This window comes from Massilimicrobiota sp. An134, from assembly GCF_002160815.1.
GTDB lineage: Bacteria > Bacillota_I > Bacilli_A > Erysipelotrichales > Coprobacillaceae > Allocoprobacillus > Allocoprobacillus merdigallinarum.
In genome coordinates, this window is sequence record NZ_NFLH01000031.1 from 1 (window position 1) to 16267 (window position 16267).

The following is a 16267-nucleotide window of genomic DNA, read 5'->3' on the forward strand; positions in this document are numbered from 1 at the left end:
CTGTACCCATGCCGAACACAGAAGTTAAGCATCACAGCGGCGAAGATAGTAGGCAACTGCGAAAATAGCACGCTGCCAGTCCATGTGAGGGAATAGTCATTCTATTCCCTTTCTTTTTTATTTTGTATACTGAAAGAGAACTACCTTGTCTCATCTGGTGGTTCTTTTTTTGCTAAATATATTCTGATAAAGTCATAGCGATCATATCTATGGTCCAATAATCTTAATAAATTAAGTTTATTGGATTCTATGAAAAAGAAAAAAATCATGCATGATGAATGATTTTTCTGAAAAGTCTTTCTGTTATTTCATATATTAACCTTATGAGTATTCATTTAAGTTGTATAAAAGATATATTGTGTTTGTATTTTCTCTTAATCAATTGAAGATTTTTATTAGGGAAATAGCAATATTTATAATAAAATTACTAACCTTTTAATCTCTTCAAAATAGATTAAAAATTTTTTAAAAGATTAGCAAAAAGACTTGATTTAATGCGCTATTTAGTGTAAAATGCATTTGTTGTGAATGCGAAGAAGTGCGAGGTTGCTGAAACGCTGATAGCCGTTGTCATGAGCGGAGGACGTATTCAGGGAATTCGCATCGAGCAGGCCAATAAATTGGCAAGAAGGAGGAATAAGTCATGGCAAACAACAAAATTAGAATTCGTTTGAAATCATTTGATCACAAAATCTTAGATACTTCTGCTGAAAAAATTGTATCAGCTGCGAAGAAGTCAGGAGCACAAGTTGTAGGTCCTGTACCTCTACCAACTGAAAAAGAAGTTTATACAATTTTAAGAGCAGTTCACAAGTATAAAGATTCTCGTGAACAATTTGAAATCAGAACTCACAAACGTCTAATTGACATTGTGAATCCAACACCAGAAACAGTTGATGTTTTAACTCGTTTAGAATTACCAAGTGGTGTTGATATTGAAATTAAATTATAAGGAAAGGTAAAGGTGTAACTCATGAAAGGAATCTTAGGTCGTAAGATTGGAATGACTCAAGTGTTCACTACTGATGGAAAATTAATCCCAGTAACAGTTGTAGAAGCAACATCAAACGTTGTTTTACAAAAGAAAACAGTTGCTACTGACGGATATGATGCTATCCAAGTTGGTTTTGAAGACAAGAGAGAAAAATTAGCAACAAAAGCTCATAAAGGTCATGTTGCAAAAGCTGAAACAGCTCCTAAGCGCTTCATTAGAGAATTTCGTTATGACGAAATGATGAGTTATGAAGTTGGTCAAGAAATTAAAGTTGATAGCTTTGTAGCTGGTGAAGTGGTAGATGTAACAGGAACTAGCAAAGGTAAAGGTTATCAAGGTGTTATAAAAAGACATGGACAACAAAGAGGACCAATGGGACATGGTTCTGGTGCTCATAGAATCGTTGGTTCAATGGGGCCAATCGCTCCTAACAGAATCGCTCCAGGTAAAAAATTACCAGGACATATGGGACATGTAACAAGAACAGTTCAAAACTTGGAAATCGTTGCTGTTGATGTTGAAAACAATGTATTATTAATTAGTGGATCAATTCCAGGTCCTAAAAAAGGTTTAGTTGTTGTTAAATCTGCAGTAAAAGGAAACGGTAAAGTTAATCCTGCTAAAGATTTAATTGTATATGAAACTGAAAGTCCAGTGGTAGAAGAAACTACTGATGCAGTGGAAACTGCTGAATAATGAAGCGAAAGGAGGAAAACTAATGTTAAAAGTTGCAGTATATAATCAAGAAGGACAAAAAGTTAAAGATACAGAATTAAATGAATCTGTATTTGGTATTGAACCAAATAACCAAGCAATCTTTGATATGGTCTTACTACAAAGAGCTTCATGGAGACAAGGGACTCATAAAGTGAAAAACCGTACTGAAGTTAAAGGTGGAGGAAAGAAACCTTGGCGTCAAAAAGGTACAGGTAGAGCAAGACAAGGATCTATCCGTGCTCCACAATGGAGAGGTGGAGGAGTTGTATTTGGTCCTACACCAGATAGAAACTATAAATTAAAAATGAACAGAAAAGTAAGACGTTTAGCACTTAAATCTGCTTTAAGTCAAAAAGTGATCGATAGTGAATTAACTGTTTTAGATAATATCGCTATGGAAGCTCCAAAGACAAAAGCAATGATCAAAGTGTTAGAAAACTTAGAAGCTAACAGAAAAACATTAATCGTTATGGACGAAGTTGATGAAAACGTAGCTTTATCAGCAAGAAATATTCCAGGTGTTAAAGTTATTAATTCAAAAGGACTTAACGTATATGATATCTTAGATAGCACTAAGTTAGTAATGACTGAAGGAGCTATCAAAGCTGTTGAGGAGGTATTGGCATAATGGCACATATTACAGATGTTTTAAAGAAACCAGTACTTACTGAAAAATCTTTATTGTTACAACAAAACGAAAACAAATATACATTTGATGTAGATTTAACTGCTAATAAAACTGAAGTTAAAGTTGCAGTTGAAAAAATGTTTGATGTTAAAGTTGAAAGTGTAAACATTATGAATGTGAAACCTAAAACAAAAAGAATGGGTAGATACGTTGGTAAAACAAAAAGAAGAAGAAAAGCTATTGTTAAATTAAAAGAAGGATATTCAATCAATTTATTCGGTGAAGAATAATTGGAAGAACTATTGGAATGAACTCCATTCCAGATAAGAAAAATAAGGAGGAAATCAGATGCCTATTAAAGTATATAAGCCTACAACTAATGGACGTCGTAATATGACATCTTTGACTTATGAAGAAATTACAACAAATAAGCCTGAGAAATCATTAACAGTTCGTTTATCAAAAACTGGTGGGCGTAATAATCAAGGTGTCATCACTACTCGTCATCATGGTGGTGGACATAAACGTTTATATCGTATTATTGATTTTAAACGTAATAAAGATGATATTGTTGGAAAAGTTGCAACAATTGAATATGATCCAAACAGATCTGCAAATATTGCATTAATTCACTATGTAGATGGTGAAAAAAGATATATTTTAGCTCCTAAAGGATTAGAAGTTGGAATGAAAATTGTTTCTGGTGAAAATGCAGATATTATTGTTGGTAATAGCTTACCAATGGGAAATATGCCTGAAGGTACAGTTATCCACAATATTGAAATGCATCCAGGAAAAGGTGGACAAATCGCTAGATCTGCAGGTGTGTCTGCTCAAATCTTAGGTAAAGAAGGAAAATATGTAACTGTAAGATTAGCTTCTGGTGAAGTAAGAAAATTCTTAGCAGTTTGTAGAGCAACAGTTGGTGTTGTTGGAAATGAAGATCATGGATTAGTTAACATTGGTAAAGCTGGTCGTAATAGATGGAAAGGTATTAGACCTACAGTTCGTGGTTCTGTTATGAACCCTAATGATCACCCTCATGGTGGTGGTGAAGGTAGAACTTCAATCGGTCGTAAAGCACCAATGACTCCATGGGGTAAAAAAGCTCTTGGAGTTAAAACTAGAGATAGTAAAAAAGCTTCAAATAAATTCATCGTACGTCGTCGTAACGGTAAATAAGAAGGAGGGTTATAGAATATGGCAAGAAGTTTAAAAAAAGGTCCATTCGTGGATGAACACTTAATGAAAAAAGTAGAAGCATTAAATGCTGCTAACAAAAAAGAAGTCATTAAAACATGGTCAAGACGTTCTACAATCTTCCCACAATTTATTGAACATACGTTCGCAGTTTATAACGGAAGAGAACATATCCCAGTATATGTTACTGAAGATATGGTTGGACATAAATTAGGAGAATTTGCTCCTACAAGAACTTATCATGGTCATGATGCTGATGATAAAAAGTCTGGTAAATAGAAAGAGAGGAGAAAATAAACATGGAAGCAAGAGCTCAAGCTAAAATGATTCGTGTTTCACCTCAAAAAGCAAGATTAGTTGTTGACTTGGTAAGAGGGAAGCAAGTAAAAGAAGCACTTGGAATCTTAGAATTCGTTAATAAAAGTGCAACTCCTGCAATCATTAAAGTCGTTAAATCTGCTGCACAAAACGCTGTATTCAATGAAGGTGCAGAAGAAGATAAATTATACATCAAAGAAATTTATGTGGATGAAGGTCCTACATTAAAAAGATTCCGTGCAAGAGCAAAAGGAAGCGGAACTCAAATTTTAAAAAGAACAAGCCACATCACTTGTGTGGTTGCTGAAAGATAGGAGGGCAAAGTATGGGTCAAAAAGTAAGTCCAGTAGGATTACGTGTTGGTGTTAACCGTAATTGGAATTCAAGATGGTACGCTAATGATAAAGACTTTGCTTCATTATTACATGAAGATATTAAAATTCGTGAATTCTTATATGCAAAGTTAAAAGGCGCTTATGTCGCTAACATTGAAATTGAAAGATCTAAAAATCGTGTAAGCATCTATGTTCATACATCTCGTCCAGGTGTTGTTATTGGAAAAGATGGTGAAGCTGTTGATGCTTTAAGAAAAGAAGTTGCAAAAATGGTTAATGGTAAACAAGTGTTTATCAATATCGTTGAAATTAAAAATCCAGATGTTGTTGCTCAACTTGTAGCAAACAAGATTGCAGAACAATTAGAAAACCGTGCTTCATTTAGAACAGTTCAAAAAAGAGCTATTCAAGCTGCAATGAGAGCTGGTGCTAAAGGAATCAAAACAGCTGTTTCAGGACGTTTAGGTGGTGCTGATATGGCTAGAACTGAAGGTTATTCTGAAGGTGTTGTACCTCTTCATACATTAAGAGCTGACATTGATTATGCGACTGCTGAAGCTGACACAACTTATGGAAAATTAGGAGTAAAAGTTTGGATTTGTAAGGGAGAAATTCTTCCTGCAAAGAAGAAAGGGGATAAATAATCATGTTGATGCCTAAGAGAACTAAATATAGAAGACCTCATAGAATCAAATATGAAGGTAAAGCTAAAGGTGGAACTCAAGTTTCTTTTGGTGAATATGGATTACAAGCTCAAGAAGGTGCTTGGATTACTTCAAGACAAATCGAAGCAGCTCGTATTGCTATGAACCGTTATATGAAACGTGGTGGGCAAGTTTGGATTAGAATCTTCCCTCATTTAGCTAAAACAAAGAAACCTCTTGAAGTCCGTATGGGTTCAGGTAAAGGTGCTCCAGAAGAATGGGTAGCAGTTGTAAAAACAGGTCGCGTTATGTTCGAAGTTGCTGGTGTAGAAGAAGAAGTTGCAAGAGAAGCATTAAGACTTGCATCTCACAAATTACCAGTGAAATGTAAGATTATTGGAAGAGGTGAGTAATTGTGACAGTTCAAGATATTAGAAATACAGAAACTCAAGAATTACTTAACAAAGTAGAAGAGTACAAAAAAGAATTATTTGGATTAAGATTCCAACAAGCAACAGGACAATTAGAAAATACTGCTCGTATTAGAACAGTTAGAAAAAATATCGCAAGAATTAAAACAATTATTAGAGAAAGAGAATTAAACAAATAGAAGGAGTAGACTATGGAAAGAAATAATCGTAAGGTTTATACTGGAACAGTTGTTTCTACAAAAATGGATAAAACAATTACTGTTTTAGTTGAAACTCATGTAAAACACAAAAAATACGGAAAACGTGTTAAATCTTCTAAAAAGTTTAAGGCTCATGATGAAGAAAATATTGCTAGAGATGGAGATGTTGTTAAAATTATGGAAACTCGTCCATTATCAGCAACTAAACGTTTCCGTTTAGTAGAAATTGTAAAGAAAGCAGAAATTATTTAATAAGAAGAATCTGAAAGGAGGTCACTTGAATGATCCAGAATGAAAGCAGATTAAAAGTTGCTGACAATACAGGAGCAAAAGAAGTACTAGTAATTAGAAACCTTGGTGGTTCAAATAGAAAATTTAGTAACATCGGTGATGTAGTCGTAGCGACAGTAAAACAAGCGACTCCAGGTGGTACAGTTAAAAAAGGTGAAGTTGTAAAAGCTGTTATCGTAAGAACAAAATATGGTGTAAACCGTGATAATGGTTCATACATTAAATTTGATGATAATGCTTGCGTTATTATTAAAGATGATAATTCACCTAGAGGAACTCGTATCTTTGGACCGGTAGCAAGAGAGTTAAGAGATGCAGATTTCATGAAAATCGTATCATTAGCTCCTGAGGTATTATAGGAGGAAACGAGAAGATGAAATTACGTGTAGGTGATACAGTTCAAGTTATCGCTGGTAGCGATAAAGGGAAAACTGGAGAAATTATTCAAATTCTAAGAAAAGAAGATAGAGTGATTGTTGAAGGTGTGAATATGGTAACAAAACACATCAAACCTTCACAAGCTGATCCAGAAGGTGGTATTGTAACAAGAGAAGCACCTATTCATGTTTCTAATGTTGCATATTATGATTCAAAAGCAAAACAAGCTGTAAAAATTGGTTATGCTTTTGATGAAGACGGTAAAAAATATCGTATCAATAAAAAAACAGGTAAAGCATTAGATAAAACTACAAAGAAGAAAAAGTAATCGGAAGGAGGTTAAATAATGAACCGACTAAAGGAACGTTATGAAAATGAAATTGTTAAGTCATTAATGACTAAATTTAATTATAGTTCTGTAATGCAAGTTCCTGCTATGGAAAAAATTGTTATCAACATTGGTGTTGGTGATGCAGTTAGCAACTCTAAATTATTAGATGAAGCTGTTGAAGAATTAACTTTAATTTCAGGACAAAAACCAGTGATTACGAGAGCTAAAAAATCAATTGCTGGATTTAAATTACGTGAAGGAATGCCAATTGGTTGCAAAGTCACTTTACGTGGAGAAAGAATGTATGAATTCTTAGATAAATTAATCAGTATTTCTTTACCTCGTGTAAGAGATTTTAGAGGAGTACCAAAGAATTCTTTTGATGGAAGAGGAAATTACACTTTAGGTGTTAAAGAACAATTAATTTTCCCTGAAATCAATTTCGATAAAGTAAACAAAATCAGAGGAATGGATATTGTATTCGTAACAACTGCTAAAACTGATGAAGAAGGTCATGAATTATTAGCACAATTAGGAATGCCATTCCATAAATAAGGAGGACTTAATTAATGGCTAAAACATCAATGAAAGTTAAACAACAACGTCCTCAAAAATACAAAGTTCGTGAATATACAAGATGCGAACGTTGTGGACGTCCACATGCAGTAATTAAAAAATTCAAATTATGCCGTATTTGCTTCAGAGAATTAGCTTATAAAGGTGAAATTCCTGGTGTTAAAAAAGCAAGCTGGTAATCAAATCATCCAAATGGAAGGAGGACATTTCAAATGACAGATCCAATTGCAGATATGTTAACAAGAATTCGTAATGCGAATCAACAACGTCATGATGAAGTTGTGGTTCCTGCATCAAAATTAAAAGTGCAATTAGCTGAAATTTTGAAAAACGAAGGATTTATTAAAGGATATAAAGTTGAAGGTGAAGGTGTCATTAAAAACATTGTCATCACTTTAAAATATAAAGGAAACGATAGAGTTATCACTGGGTTAAAAAGAGTTTCTAAACCTGGTCTTCGTCAATATGCCAAAGTTAATGAAATTCCTAAGGTATTAAATGGTTTAGGAATCGTTGTATTATCTACTTCTCAAGGATTAATGACTGATAAAGAAGCAAGAGCTAAACAAATCGGTGGAGAAGTATTAGCATATATCTGGTAATAAAATAAGAAAACAGGAGGTGTAACTGATGTCTCGTGTAGGTAATAAGATTATCAACGTACCTGAAGGTGTAAAAGTGGAAATTGCTGCTGATAATACTGTCACAGTTACAGGTGCAAAAGGGACTTTAGTCAGACAGTTTTCACCATTGATTAATATCAATATGGATGAAAACACAATTACAGTAAGCAGAACAAGTGAACAAAAGCATGTAAAACAATTACACGGTACAACAAGAGCTTTACTTGCCAATATGATCGAAGGTGTACACAACGGTTATAAAAAAGAGTTAGAAGTTGTTGGTATTGGATACCGTGCTCAAATGCAAGGTAATAAATTAGTATTAAATGTTGGATATTCTCATCCAGTTGAAGTTGAAGGTGAAGAAGGAGTTAAAATTGAAACTCCATCTCAGACATCAATTATTGTATCAGGAATCTCTAAAGAAAGAGTTGGAGAAATTGCAGCAAGAATTAGAGCTGTGAAGAAACCTGAACCTTATAAAGGAAAAGGTATCAAATACGTTGATGAAAGAATTATTAGAAAAGAAGGTAAAACTGCTGGTAAAAAGTAGTTAATGAAATAAGGAAGGAGCTATTATCATGGCTAAAACTATGTCAAGAAACGATTTACGTAAAAAACGTCATGCAAGAGTTCGTAGAAAAATCAGTGGAACTCCTGAATGTCCTCGTTTAAATGTATTCCGTTCAAGCTCTCATATCCATGCACAAATCATTGATGATGTCAATGGAGTGACTTTGGTTGCTGCATCTTCAGTAGATATGAAATTAGCAAACGGTGGAAATGTTGAAGCTGCTACACAGGTTGGTACTGAAATTGCAAAGAGAGCTATCGCCAAAAATATTGAAAATGTAGTATTCGATCGTGGTGGATATATTTATCATGGTCGTGTGAAAGCACTAGCTGAAGCTGCTAGAGAAGCTGGATTAAAATTCTAATAGGAGGTTAAAGAATGGAACAACGTAAACCAAGAGAAAATGGACCAAGAAGAAATGGACCAAGAAGAAATGGACCAAGAAGAAATGGACCAAGAGTTGAAAAAGAATTCGAAGAACGTGTTGTCACAATTAACCGTGTAACTAAAGTTGTTAAAGGTGGACGTAAATTCCGCTTTGCTGCATTAGTAGTTATCGGTGATAAAAAAGGTCGCGTTGGATTTGGAACAGGTAAAGCTAACGAAGTACCTGATGCTATTAGAAAAGCATCTGAAGCAGCTAAAAGAAATGTTATTAATGTACCAATTATTCATGGAACAATTCCTCATGAAATCAATGGTATGTATGGATCAGGACATGTATTCTTAAGACCTGCATCTGAAGGTACTGGAATCATTGCTGGTGGACCAGTTCGTGCTGTTGTTGAATTGGCTGGATATTCAGATATTATTTCTAAATCAATTGGTTCAAGAACTCCAATCAACATGGTTCGTGCAACTGTAGAAGGTTTAAAATTATTAAAAACTGTTCAACAAGTTGCTGAATTAAGAGATAAAAAAGTTGAAGAAATTTACGGATAGGAGGAGCGTAAGAAATGGCAGAAAAAAATACAGTTATCATTACGCTTGTAAAAAGTCCAATTGGTGCTAAAAAGAATCAAAAGGATACTCTTAAAGCGTTAGGTTTAACAAAAATGCACAAATCAGTTGAAAAAGTAAATAGCGAAACGATTCAAGGTATGATTAATACTGTTAGCCACCTTGTTAAAGTTGAAGAAAGTAAGTAGGAGGTGTAAAAATGAAATTACACGAATTACAATACACTGAAGGAGCACGTAGAAATAGAAAACGTGTTGGACGTGGAACAAGCTCAGGACATGGTAAAACTTCTGGTAGAGGTCAAAAAGGTGCTGGAGCTAGAAGTGGTGGAGGAAAAAAACCTGGATTTGAAGGTGGACAAACACCATTATTCATGCGTTTACCAAAACGTGGTTTCACAAACTTCAATAGAGTTGAATATGCTATTGTTAATGTAGAAGATTTAAATAAATTTGAAGCAGGTAGTGTTGTAGATATGGCTGCTTTAAAAGAATGTGGTTTAATTAAAAAAGAATTAGATGGTTTAAAAGTTTTAGGTAATGGAAAGTTAGAAGTTGCTTTAACTGTTAAAGCAAAGAAATTCTCAAAGTCAGCCATTGCTGCAATTGAAGCTGCAGGTGGAAAAACTGAGGTGATCTAGGATGTTAAACTTTTTTAAGAATGTTTTTAAAAAAGGAGAATTACGTCGTAGAATCATGTTTACACTTGGTATGTTGTTTGTATTCCGTTTGGGTGCTGCTATTACAATTCCATCAATTAATGCTGATGCAATTACAGCTTCAGCAGCTAATAGTGGTATCCTAGGAATTATGAACATGTTAGGTGGAGGAATGTTAGAGAAATTTTCTATATTTTCATTAGGAATTTCTCCATATATTACAGCATCTATTATTATTGAATTATTATCAATGGATGTTATTCCAGTATTAGCTCAATGGCAAAAAGAAGGAAATACTGGTAAAAAGAAAAAAGATAGAGTGACACGATATGTTACACTCGTCTTGGCTGCTATTCAAGGTGGATCATTAACATATGCATTTGATAATATGTATGGAATTCTTGGTTCATCATCATTGTGGAATTATGCTTATGTAGTTCTTGTTATGATAGCAGGAAGTATGTTGGCTATGTGGATGGGTGATCAAATCACTCAAAAGGGTGTTGGAAACGGAACATCATTATTGATTTTCACAGGTATTGTGGCAAGTTTACCAACTAACTTTATTACAACATTCAACAATTTGGTTTCATTTGATAAGGGAACACAGACAATGATTTTAGGAATTTTGTGGTATGCATTGTTTGTCATTGTATATTTAGCAATTGTTATCTTTGTAGTGTTTAACGAAGGTGCAGTTAGAAAAATACCAATTATGTATGCAACAAATTCTAATCCAACAATGAGAACAAAAGATACGACACATATGCCTATTAAGATTAATAGTTCAGGTGTATTGCCAGTTATCTTTGCTGCATCTGTATTAGCAGCTCCAAGAACAATCATTAGTTTTATGGATTCAAATAATATAACGCGAACTATTGATACCATTTTGAATTATCAGGAACCATTTGGTTTTTGCTTATATCTTCTTATGATAGTTTTATTTGCATTCTTCTATTCTAATTTACAAATTGATGCACATAAGATTAGCAATGATTTAAAGAAAAATGGTGGATCAATTCCTGGCGTAAGAACTGGTTTAGATACAGAAAAATTCATAAGTACGGTTTTAAATAGAGTAACTGTTGTCGGATCAATCTTCTTAGTTATTGTTGCGGCAATTCCTATCATAACACCAGTTATTTGGTCACAAACTTCTAATGCTGCTTTGACATTAGGAGGAACTGGATTGATTATCATTACAGGTGTTGCTCTTGAAACAACAAGACAGATTAAAACTTTAATTACTCGTAAAGAGTATCATGGATATATTAGAAAATAGTATAATAAAAGAGGTGTAGAAAAATGAACATTATTTTAATGGGGCCTCCTGGTGCTGGTAAAGGGACTCAAGCTGAAAGACTTGTTAAAAAATACGGTTTAACACAAATATCTACTGGCGATTTATTTAGAAAAGCTTTACGTGAACAAACAAAGTTTGGTGTAATTGCTAAATATTTCATGCAATTTGGGCACCTTGTACCAGACGATTATACGATTGAAATGCTTAGGGAATATTTAAGTGAAAATACTTTTGAAAATGGTTTTATCTTAGATGGATTCCCTAGAACAATAGTTCAAGCGAGAGAACTTGAAAGTATTGCGAAAGAATTTGATTTTACAATTGATGCAATTATAAATTTAGATATTCCAGTTGAAAAATTAATCACAAGATTGTCTGGTAGAAGAACTTGCAAAAATTGTGGAGCAACATTCCATGTTGAATTTAATCCACCTAAAGTTGAAGGTGTTTGTGACAAATGTGGTGGAACTTTGTATCAAAGAGAAGATGAGAGCGAAGAAGCTGTCAAAATTAGACTTGATACGTATAACAAACAAACTCGACCTTTGATTGATTATTATACAATGAAAGGTACAATCATTAATATTAACGGTGACCAACCTATGGAAGACGTCTTTAAAGACATTGAAAAAAGCTTGGAGGGTAAATAATGATTGTCACAAAAGACCAAAGAGAAATTGAGTTGATGCGTGAGGCTGGTCGCATTGTGGCACTTGTTCATAGTCACTTAAAAGAATTTATTAAACCTGGAATTACAACCATGGAAATTAATAAATTCTGTGAAAAGATTATACGTGATGCTGGTGCAACACCATCATTTTTGAACCTATATGGTTTTCCAGGAGCAGTATGTACTTCAATTAATGAAGTTGTTGTTCATGGGATTCCTGATCATAGAAAACTTAAAGATGGTGATATTATCTCAGTGGATGTAGGTGCATGTTATAAGGGCTATCATGGTGATAGTGCTTGGACATATGCTGTAGGGCAGATTAGTGATGATGCTGCTCATCTTATGAAAGTGACTGAAGAAGCACTTTATGCAGGTTTAGCACAAGTCAAACCTGGTAATCGTTTATCCGATATATCTCATGCTGTTCAAACATATCTAGAAAATCATGGATGTTCAACTCCAAGAGATTATACAGGTCATGGAATTGGCACAAAAGTTCATGAAGATCCTGCTGTTCCTAATTATGGAGCACCAGGAAAAGGACCAAGATTAAAAGAGGGAATGACTTTAGCAATAGAACCAATGGCTCATCTAGGAAGATGTGAAACTGATGTCTTAGATGATGATTGGACTGTTGTAACAAGAGATAGATCTCTCGCAGCTCATTATGAACATACTATTGTCATTACAAGTGATGGGTATGAGATTTTGACAAAACTTTAAAAGGGAGTTATAATCAATGGCAAAAAAAGATGACGTTATTGAAGTAGAAGCAACTGTCCTTGAAACATTACCTAATGCAATGTTTAAGGTTGAGTTGGAAAATGGAGCGGTTATTATGGCTCACGTTTCTGGTAAAATCCGTATGAATTACATTCGCATTTTACCGGGGGATAAAGTAACCGTAGAGATTTCTCCATATGATTTAACACGTGGGCGAATCACATTTAGACATAAGTAGAAAATCTTCCCAAAGGAGGTAAAGATTAAGATGAAAGTAAGACCATCTGTAAAACCAATATGCGATAAATGCAGAGTAATTAAACGTAAGGGTAGAGTAATGGTAATCTGTGAAAACCCTAAACATAAACAAAGACAAGGTTAATAGGAGGAGAAACAATGGCTCGTATAGCAGGTGTTGATATCCCACGTGATAAACGTGTGGTAGTTTCTTTAACTTATATCTATGGTATCGGTTTATCAACAGCTCAAAAAATTTGTGCTGCAACTGGAATCAGTGAAGATGTAAGAGTTAAAGATTTAACAGAAGAAGAAGAAGGAAAACTTAGAAAAGAAGTAGAAAATTATAAAGTTGAAGGAGATCTTCGTAGAGAAGTTGCATTAAATATTAAACGTTTAATGGAAATTGGATGCTATAGAGGAATCCGTCATCGTAAAGGACTTCCAGTACGTGGACAAAAAACAAAAACAAATGCTCGTACTCGTAAAGGTAAAGCTCGTCCAATTGCTGGTAAGAAAAAATAGGAGGTTGAACGAAAATGGCAAGAAACAATACTCGTGGTAAAAGACGTGTTAAAAAGAATATAGCAAAAGGTGTCGCACATGTACATTCAACTTTCAATAACACAATTGTTACTGTAACTGATGAACATGGGAATGTAATCACTTGGTCAAGTGCTGGAGCACTTGGTTTCAAAGGATCAAGAAAATCAACTCCATATGCTGCGCAAATGGCTGCTGAAGCTGCTGCAAAAGCATCAATGGATCATGGTATGAAAACTGTTGACGTCTGTGTTAAAGGACCAGGACCAGGACGTGAAGCTGCAGTAAGAGCTTTACAAGCTGCTGGATTAGAAGTAACTTCAATTAATGATGTTACACCAATTCCACATAATGGTTGTCGTCCACCAAAACGTCCTCGTGGATAATGAAGTAAAAAAGTAGTTATTTCTAAGTGAGGAGGGAAATAATGCAAAAGTTCGAAAAAGCAAATTTTAATGTCGCAGAATATGATGAAACAGATTTCTATGGTAAGTTTGTTATTGAACCTTTAGAAAGAGGTTTCGGAACAACTTTAGGAAATGCATTACGTAGAGTTTTGTTATCATCTATTCCTGGATGTGCAGTTCACGCAATTAAAGTTCAAGGAGCAATCCATGAATTTTCTGCAGTTGATGGTGTCGTTGAAGATGTCACTTCAATTATCTTAAACATTAAAAAATTGGTTTTTGCAATTGATGGTGATGATGATGTCACTATGGTAATTGATGTCAAGGGACCAGCTGTTGTTACTGGTGCTGACATTCAATGTCCATCAAATGTAACTATGATTTCAAACGATATGGAAATTGCCCATGTTGCTGAAGGTGCACATTTCTATATGGAAATGTATGCTCATAAAGATCGTGGTTACATGAGTGCTGATCAGAACAAAAAGATGATCAACACAATTGGTGTTATTGCAACTGATTCTATTTATTCACCAGTTGTAAAAGTAGCTTATAATGTTGAACCTACACGTGTTGGACAGAGTGCAAAATATGATCAGTTAACTTTAGAAGTTACAACTGATGGATCTATCCAACCACATGAAGCTTTAGCATTAGCTGCTAAAATTTTAGTGGAACACTTAAATATGTTTGTTGAATTAACTGATATGGCAATGAACATGGAAGTTATGAGTGAAACTGAAGAAGACACAAGTAATAAAGTATTAGATATGACTATTGAAGAATTAGACTTATCTGTACGTTCATATAATTGCTTAAAAAGAGCTGGTATTCAAACAGTTCAAGAACTCGCTTCTAAGAGTGAAGACGATATGATTAAAGTGAGAAACTTAGGTAAGAAATCACTTAAAGAAGTAAAAGAAAAATTAATCGAATTAGGTTTAGGTTTTAAACAAGTTGATTAATAATAGAATAAATATTTTGGAAGGAGCACTAATTTATGGCACACAATAGAAAATTAGGGCGTGTATCATCTCATAGAAAAGCAATGTTACGTAACTTAGCTACAGATGTTATCATGTATGGAAAAATCGAAACAACAGTAACGAGAGCAAAAGAAGTTCGTTCAATCGTTGACGAATTAATTACTTTAGGAAAACGTGGAGATTTACATGCAAGAAGACAAGCAGCACAAGTATTACAAGATGTTGTTGATCCTGCTACTGGTAAAACTGCTGTTCAAAAATTATTTGATGAAGTTGCACCAAAATATGCAGATAAAAATGGTGGATACACTCGTGTTTTAAAAACATATAATCGTAAAGGTGATAATGCACCAATGGCAGTTATTGGTTTATTCTAAAAAAGTGATGGATTCATCACTTTTTTTATGAATTGCATGATTTGAATTTTGCATTATATGATATCTTATTATTAAAATATGATGATAGGTAAAATGATTGATTTCATAAAAAGGTCATTTATAGAAAATGCAAGAACAACATATGAAAAATAGATGAATTCTGTTTTCATTACAAAATAAAAGCACATCAGCGATGTGTTTTTATTTTGCAACTGATAACAAATTGCTTTATAATGTCATACAAGAGGTGGTCATATGCTTATTCATAAGATAGAAAAGACACATTTTTCACCAAGTGAATCAATCATTATTGATTATATTTTAAAGAAAGGCAAAGACATTAAAAATATGACTATTGCACAGATTGCTAATGAAACATATACATCATCGCCTCTTTTTATACGTATAGCTAAGAAATTAGGCTTTGATGGATGGAATGAATTTAAAGAAGCTTATTTGAAAGAATTAGATTATCTTTATCTCAATCAAGAAGTGGACGCAAATATTCCCTTTGTAGTTAATGACGACATAATGAATATTGCGTACAATTTGTGTGTTTTAGAAAGGGAAACAATTCAAGATACATATTCACTTATAAGTCATGATGATTTACAAAAAGCTATCCGCTTATTACGCAACTGCAAGTATATAGATGTTTATAGTCGATCAGTTCATATGCATATAGTCCGCTCATTCCAAGAACGCATGTATATTCTTCATAGACATGTTCAATTATGTTCATTAAGTGATGAACTCGATTCAACATATTTAATGAGTGATCAAAATCATTGTGCAATCATTATTTCATATTCGGGACATGCTCCCCATATAAAACATCTGATTGAAACATTAAGAAAAAAACAAACTTCAATTATTGCTATTACAAATTTAGAAGATAATGAGCTATCTTTGTTAGCAGATGTGACTTTAAGAATGTCATCAAGAGAATTAATTTATACAAAGATTGCAGATTTTGCTAGTAGCTTGTCTTTAAAATATATATTGGATATTCTGTATAGTTGTATTTTTTCAATACATTATCAACAGAATCTGGATAATTGTATACAAATAGCAAAAGAATTAGATAATACCCAACATGAGGAATTCATGTAAATTAAGATTTTTTATTGTTGTAACAAGATGGTTGACAACTACTA

General features: G+C 33.7%; 31 protein-coding genes and 1 rRNA gene. All 32 read left to right on the forward strand.

Going from position 1 to position 16267, the window contains the following annotated elements; genetic code table 11:
- Positions 1–81, forward strand: a 5S ribosomal RNA gene (rrf, locus tag B5E79_RS14050); the annotation flags it as partial.
- A 562-nt stretch (positions 82–643) separates the two neighbouring features.
- Positions 644–952: a 30S ribosomal protein S10 gene (gene rpsJ / locus B5E79_RS10680; protein WP_087245344.1), complete on the forward strand. Its 309-nt coding sequence runs from the start codon at positions 644–646 to the stop codon at positions 950–952.
- 21 nt (positions 953–973) lie between these two features.
- Positions 974–1690 carry a 50S ribosomal protein L3 gene (gene rplC, locus B5E79_RS10685; RefSeq protein ID WP_087298019.1) on the forward strand — a complete coding sequence of 239 codons (717 nt, stop codon included), beginning with the start codon at positions 974–976 and terminating at the stop codon, positions 1688–1690.
- A 22-nt stretch (positions 1691–1712) separates the two neighbouring features.
- Entirely contained in the window at positions 1713–2339 is a 627-nt protein-coding gene (gene rplD, locus B5E79_RS10690) for a 50S ribosomal protein L4 (RefSeq protein WP_087245348.1), read from the forward strand.
- Positions 2339–2629: a 50S ribosomal protein L23 gene (gene rplW, locus B5E79_RS10695; RefSeq protein ID WP_087245350.1), complete on the forward strand. Its 291-nt coding sequence runs from the start codon at positions 2339–2341 to the stop codon at positions 2627–2629. The genes rplD and rplW overlap by 1 nt, the downstream gene beginning before the upstream one ends.
- 58 nt (positions 2630–2687) lie before the next feature.
- Positions 2688–3521 carry a 50S ribosomal protein L2 gene (gene rplB, locus B5E79_RS10700; RefSeq protein WP_087298020.1) on the forward strand — a complete coding sequence of 278 codons (834 nt, stop codon included), beginning with the start codon at positions 2688–2690 and terminating at the stop codon, positions 3519–3521.
- Between the two features lie 18 nt (positions 3522–3539).
- A complete protein-coding gene (gene rpsS, locus B5E79_RS10705) occupies positions 3540–3818 on the forward strand; it encodes a 30S ribosomal protein S19 (RefSeq protein WP_087245354.1) in 279 nt (92 codons plus the stop codon).
- A gap of 20 nt (positions 3819–3838) precedes the next feature.
- Complete coding sequence (rplV, locus tag B5E79_RS10710) at positions 3839–4171, forward strand: 50S ribosomal protein L22 (RefSeq protein ID WP_087245356.1); 333 nt, start codon at positions 3839–3841, stop codon at positions 4169–4171.
- An 11-nt stretch (positions 4172–4182) separates the two neighbouring features.
- Positions 4183–4836 (forward strand): 30S ribosomal protein S3, encoded by a 654-nt coding sequence (rpsC, locus tag B5E79_RS10715; RefSeq protein ID WP_087245358.1) that lies wholly within the window; start codon positions 4183–4185, stop codon positions 4834–4836.
- A 2-nt stretch (positions 4837–4838) separates the two neighbouring features.
- Positions 4839–5249, forward strand: a complete 411-nt coding sequence (gene rplP / locus B5E79_RS10720) for a 50S ribosomal protein L16 (RefSeq protein ID WP_087245360.1) — start codon at positions 4839–4841, stop codon at positions 5247–5249.
- Between the two features lie 2 nt (positions 5250–5251).
- Positions 5252–5446 (forward strand): 50S ribosomal protein L29, encoded by a 195-nt coding sequence (gene rpmC / locus B5E79_RS10725; protein WP_087245362.1) that lies wholly within the window; start codon positions 5252–5254, stop codon positions 5444–5446.
- A 12-nt stretch (positions 5447–5458) separates the two neighbouring features.
- The gene (gene rpsQ / locus B5E79_RS10730) at positions 5459–5719 is read left to right on the forward strand and encodes a 30S ribosomal protein S17 (protein WP_087245364.1); all 261 of its coding nucleotides are present in this window, start codon (positions 5459–5461) and stop codon (positions 5717–5719) included.
- A gap of 29 nt (positions 5720–5748) precedes the next feature.
- Positions 5749–6117 carry a 50S ribosomal protein L14 gene (gene rplN / locus B5E79_RS10735; RefSeq protein ID WP_087245366.1) on the forward strand — a complete coding sequence of 123 codons (369 nt, stop codon included), beginning with the start codon at positions 5749–5751 and terminating at the stop codon, positions 6115–6117.
- A 14-nt stretch (positions 6118–6131) separates the two neighbouring features.
- Positions 6132–6464 carry a 50S ribosomal protein L24 gene (gene rplX / locus B5E79_RS10740; protein ID WP_087245368.1) on the forward strand — a complete coding sequence of 111 codons (333 nt, stop codon included), beginning with the start codon at positions 6132–6134 and terminating at the stop codon, positions 6462–6464.
- An 18-nt stretch (positions 6465–6482) separates the two neighbouring features.
- Positions 6483–7022: a 50S ribosomal protein L5 gene (rplE, locus tag B5E79_RS10745; RefSeq protein WP_087245370.1), complete on the forward strand. Its 540-nt coding sequence runs from the start codon at positions 6483–6485 to the stop codon at positions 7020–7022.
- A 14-nt stretch (positions 7023–7036) separates the two neighbouring features.
- Positions 7037–7222, forward strand: a complete 186-nt coding sequence (locus B5E79_RS10750; RefSeq protein ID WP_087245372.1) for a type Z 30S ribosomal protein S14 — start codon at positions 7037–7039, stop codon at positions 7220–7222.
- Positions 7223–7255: 33 nt separating this feature from the next.
- Positions 7256–7645, forward strand: coding sequence for a 30S ribosomal protein S8 (gene rpsH / locus B5E79_RS10755; RefSeq protein WP_087245374.1), 390 nt, complete (start codon positions 7256–7258; stop codon positions 7643–7645).
- Positions 7646–7673: 28 nt separating this feature from the next.
- Positions 7674–8219 (forward strand): 50S ribosomal protein L6, encoded by a 546-nt coding sequence (rplF, locus tag B5E79_RS10760; RefSeq protein WP_087245376.1) that lies wholly within the window; start codon positions 7674–7676, stop codon positions 8217–8219.
- Positions 8220–8247: 28 nt separating this feature from the next.
- Positions 8248–8604, forward strand: coding sequence for a 50S ribosomal protein L18 (gene rplR / locus B5E79_RS10765; RefSeq protein WP_087245378.1), 357 nt, complete (start codon positions 8248–8250; stop codon positions 8602–8604).
- Positions 8605–8618: 14 nt separating this feature from the next.
- Complete coding sequence (rpsE, locus tag B5E79_RS10770; protein WP_087245380.1) at positions 8619–9182, forward strand: 30S ribosomal protein S5; 564 nt, start codon at positions 8619–8621, stop codon at positions 9180–9182.
- Between the two features lie 14 nt (positions 9183–9196).
- The gene (gene rpmD / locus B5E79_RS10775; protein ID WP_087245382.1) at positions 9197–9388 is read left to right on the forward strand and encodes a 50S ribosomal protein L30; all 192 of its coding nucleotides are present in this window, start codon (positions 9197–9199) and stop codon (positions 9386–9388) included.
- Between the two features lie 11 nt (positions 9389–9399).
- Positions 9400–9840 carry a 50S ribosomal protein L15 gene (rplO, locus tag B5E79_RS10780; protein WP_087245384.1) on the forward strand — a complete coding sequence of 147 codons (441 nt, stop codon included), beginning with the start codon at positions 9400–9402 and terminating at the stop codon, positions 9838–9840.
- A gap of 1 nt (position 9841) precedes the next feature.
- On the forward strand, positions 9842–11143 hold the full coding sequence (gene secY, locus B5E79_RS10785; RefSeq protein ID WP_087298021.1) for a preprotein translocase subunit SecY: 1302 nt from the start codon (positions 9842–9844) through the stop codon (positions 11141–11143).
- Positions 11144–11166: 23 nt separating this feature from the next.
- Complete coding sequence (locus B5E79_RS10790) at positions 11167–11814, forward strand: adenylate kinase (RefSeq protein ID WP_087245388.1); 648 nt, start codon at positions 11167–11169, stop codon at positions 11812–11814.
- Positions 11814–12560, forward strand: coding sequence for a type I methionyl aminopeptidase (map, locus tag B5E79_RS10795; RefSeq protein ID WP_087245390.1), 747 nt, complete (start codon positions 11814–11816; stop codon positions 12558–12560). The genes B5E79_RS10790 and map overlap by 1 nt, the downstream gene beginning before the upstream one ends.
- Positions 12561–12576: 16 nt before the next feature.
- Positions 12577–12798 carry a translation initiation factor IF-1 gene (infA, locus tag B5E79_RS10800; protein ID WP_087245392.1) on the forward strand — a complete coding sequence of 74 codons (222 nt, stop codon included), beginning with the start codon at positions 12577–12579 and terminating at the stop codon, positions 12796–12798.
- 30 nt (positions 12799–12828) lie between these two features.
- Positions 12829–12942: a 50S ribosomal protein L36 gene (gene rpmJ, locus B5E79_RS10805; RefSeq protein ID WP_006505646.1), complete on the forward strand. Its 114-nt coding sequence runs from the start codon at positions 12829–12831 to the stop codon at positions 12940–12942.
- Positions 12943–12956: 14 nt separating this feature from the next.
- Positions 12957–13322, forward strand: a complete 366-nt coding sequence (gene rpsM / locus B5E79_RS10810) for a 30S ribosomal protein S13 (RefSeq protein WP_087245394.1) — start codon at positions 12957–12959, stop codon at positions 13320–13322.
- A 14-nt stretch (positions 13323–13336) separates the two neighbouring features.
- The gene (gene rpsK / locus B5E79_RS10815; RefSeq protein WP_087245396.1) at positions 13337–13726 is read left to right on the forward strand and encodes a 30S ribosomal protein S11; all 390 of its coding nucleotides are present in this window, start codon (positions 13337–13339) and stop codon (positions 13724–13726) included.
- A 41-nt stretch (positions 13727–13767) separates the two neighbouring features.
- Positions 13768–14712, forward strand: a complete 945-nt coding sequence (locus B5E79_RS10820; RefSeq protein WP_087245398.1) for a DNA-directed RNA polymerase subunit alpha — start codon at positions 13768–13770, stop codon at positions 14710–14712.
- A 35-nt stretch (positions 14713–14747) separates the two neighbouring features.
- Complete coding sequence (gene rplQ / locus B5E79_RS10825; RefSeq protein WP_087245400.1) at positions 14748–15110, forward strand: 50S ribosomal protein L17; 363 nt, start codon at positions 14748–14750, stop codon at positions 15108–15110.
- Positions 15111–15365: 255 nt separating this feature from the next.
- A complete protein-coding gene (locus B5E79_RS10830) occupies positions 15366–16223 on the forward strand; it encodes a MurR/RpiR family transcriptional regulator (RefSeq protein ID WP_087298022.1) in 858 nt (285 codons plus the stop codon).
- The last annotated feature ends 44 nt before the right edge of the window (positions 16224–16267 follow it).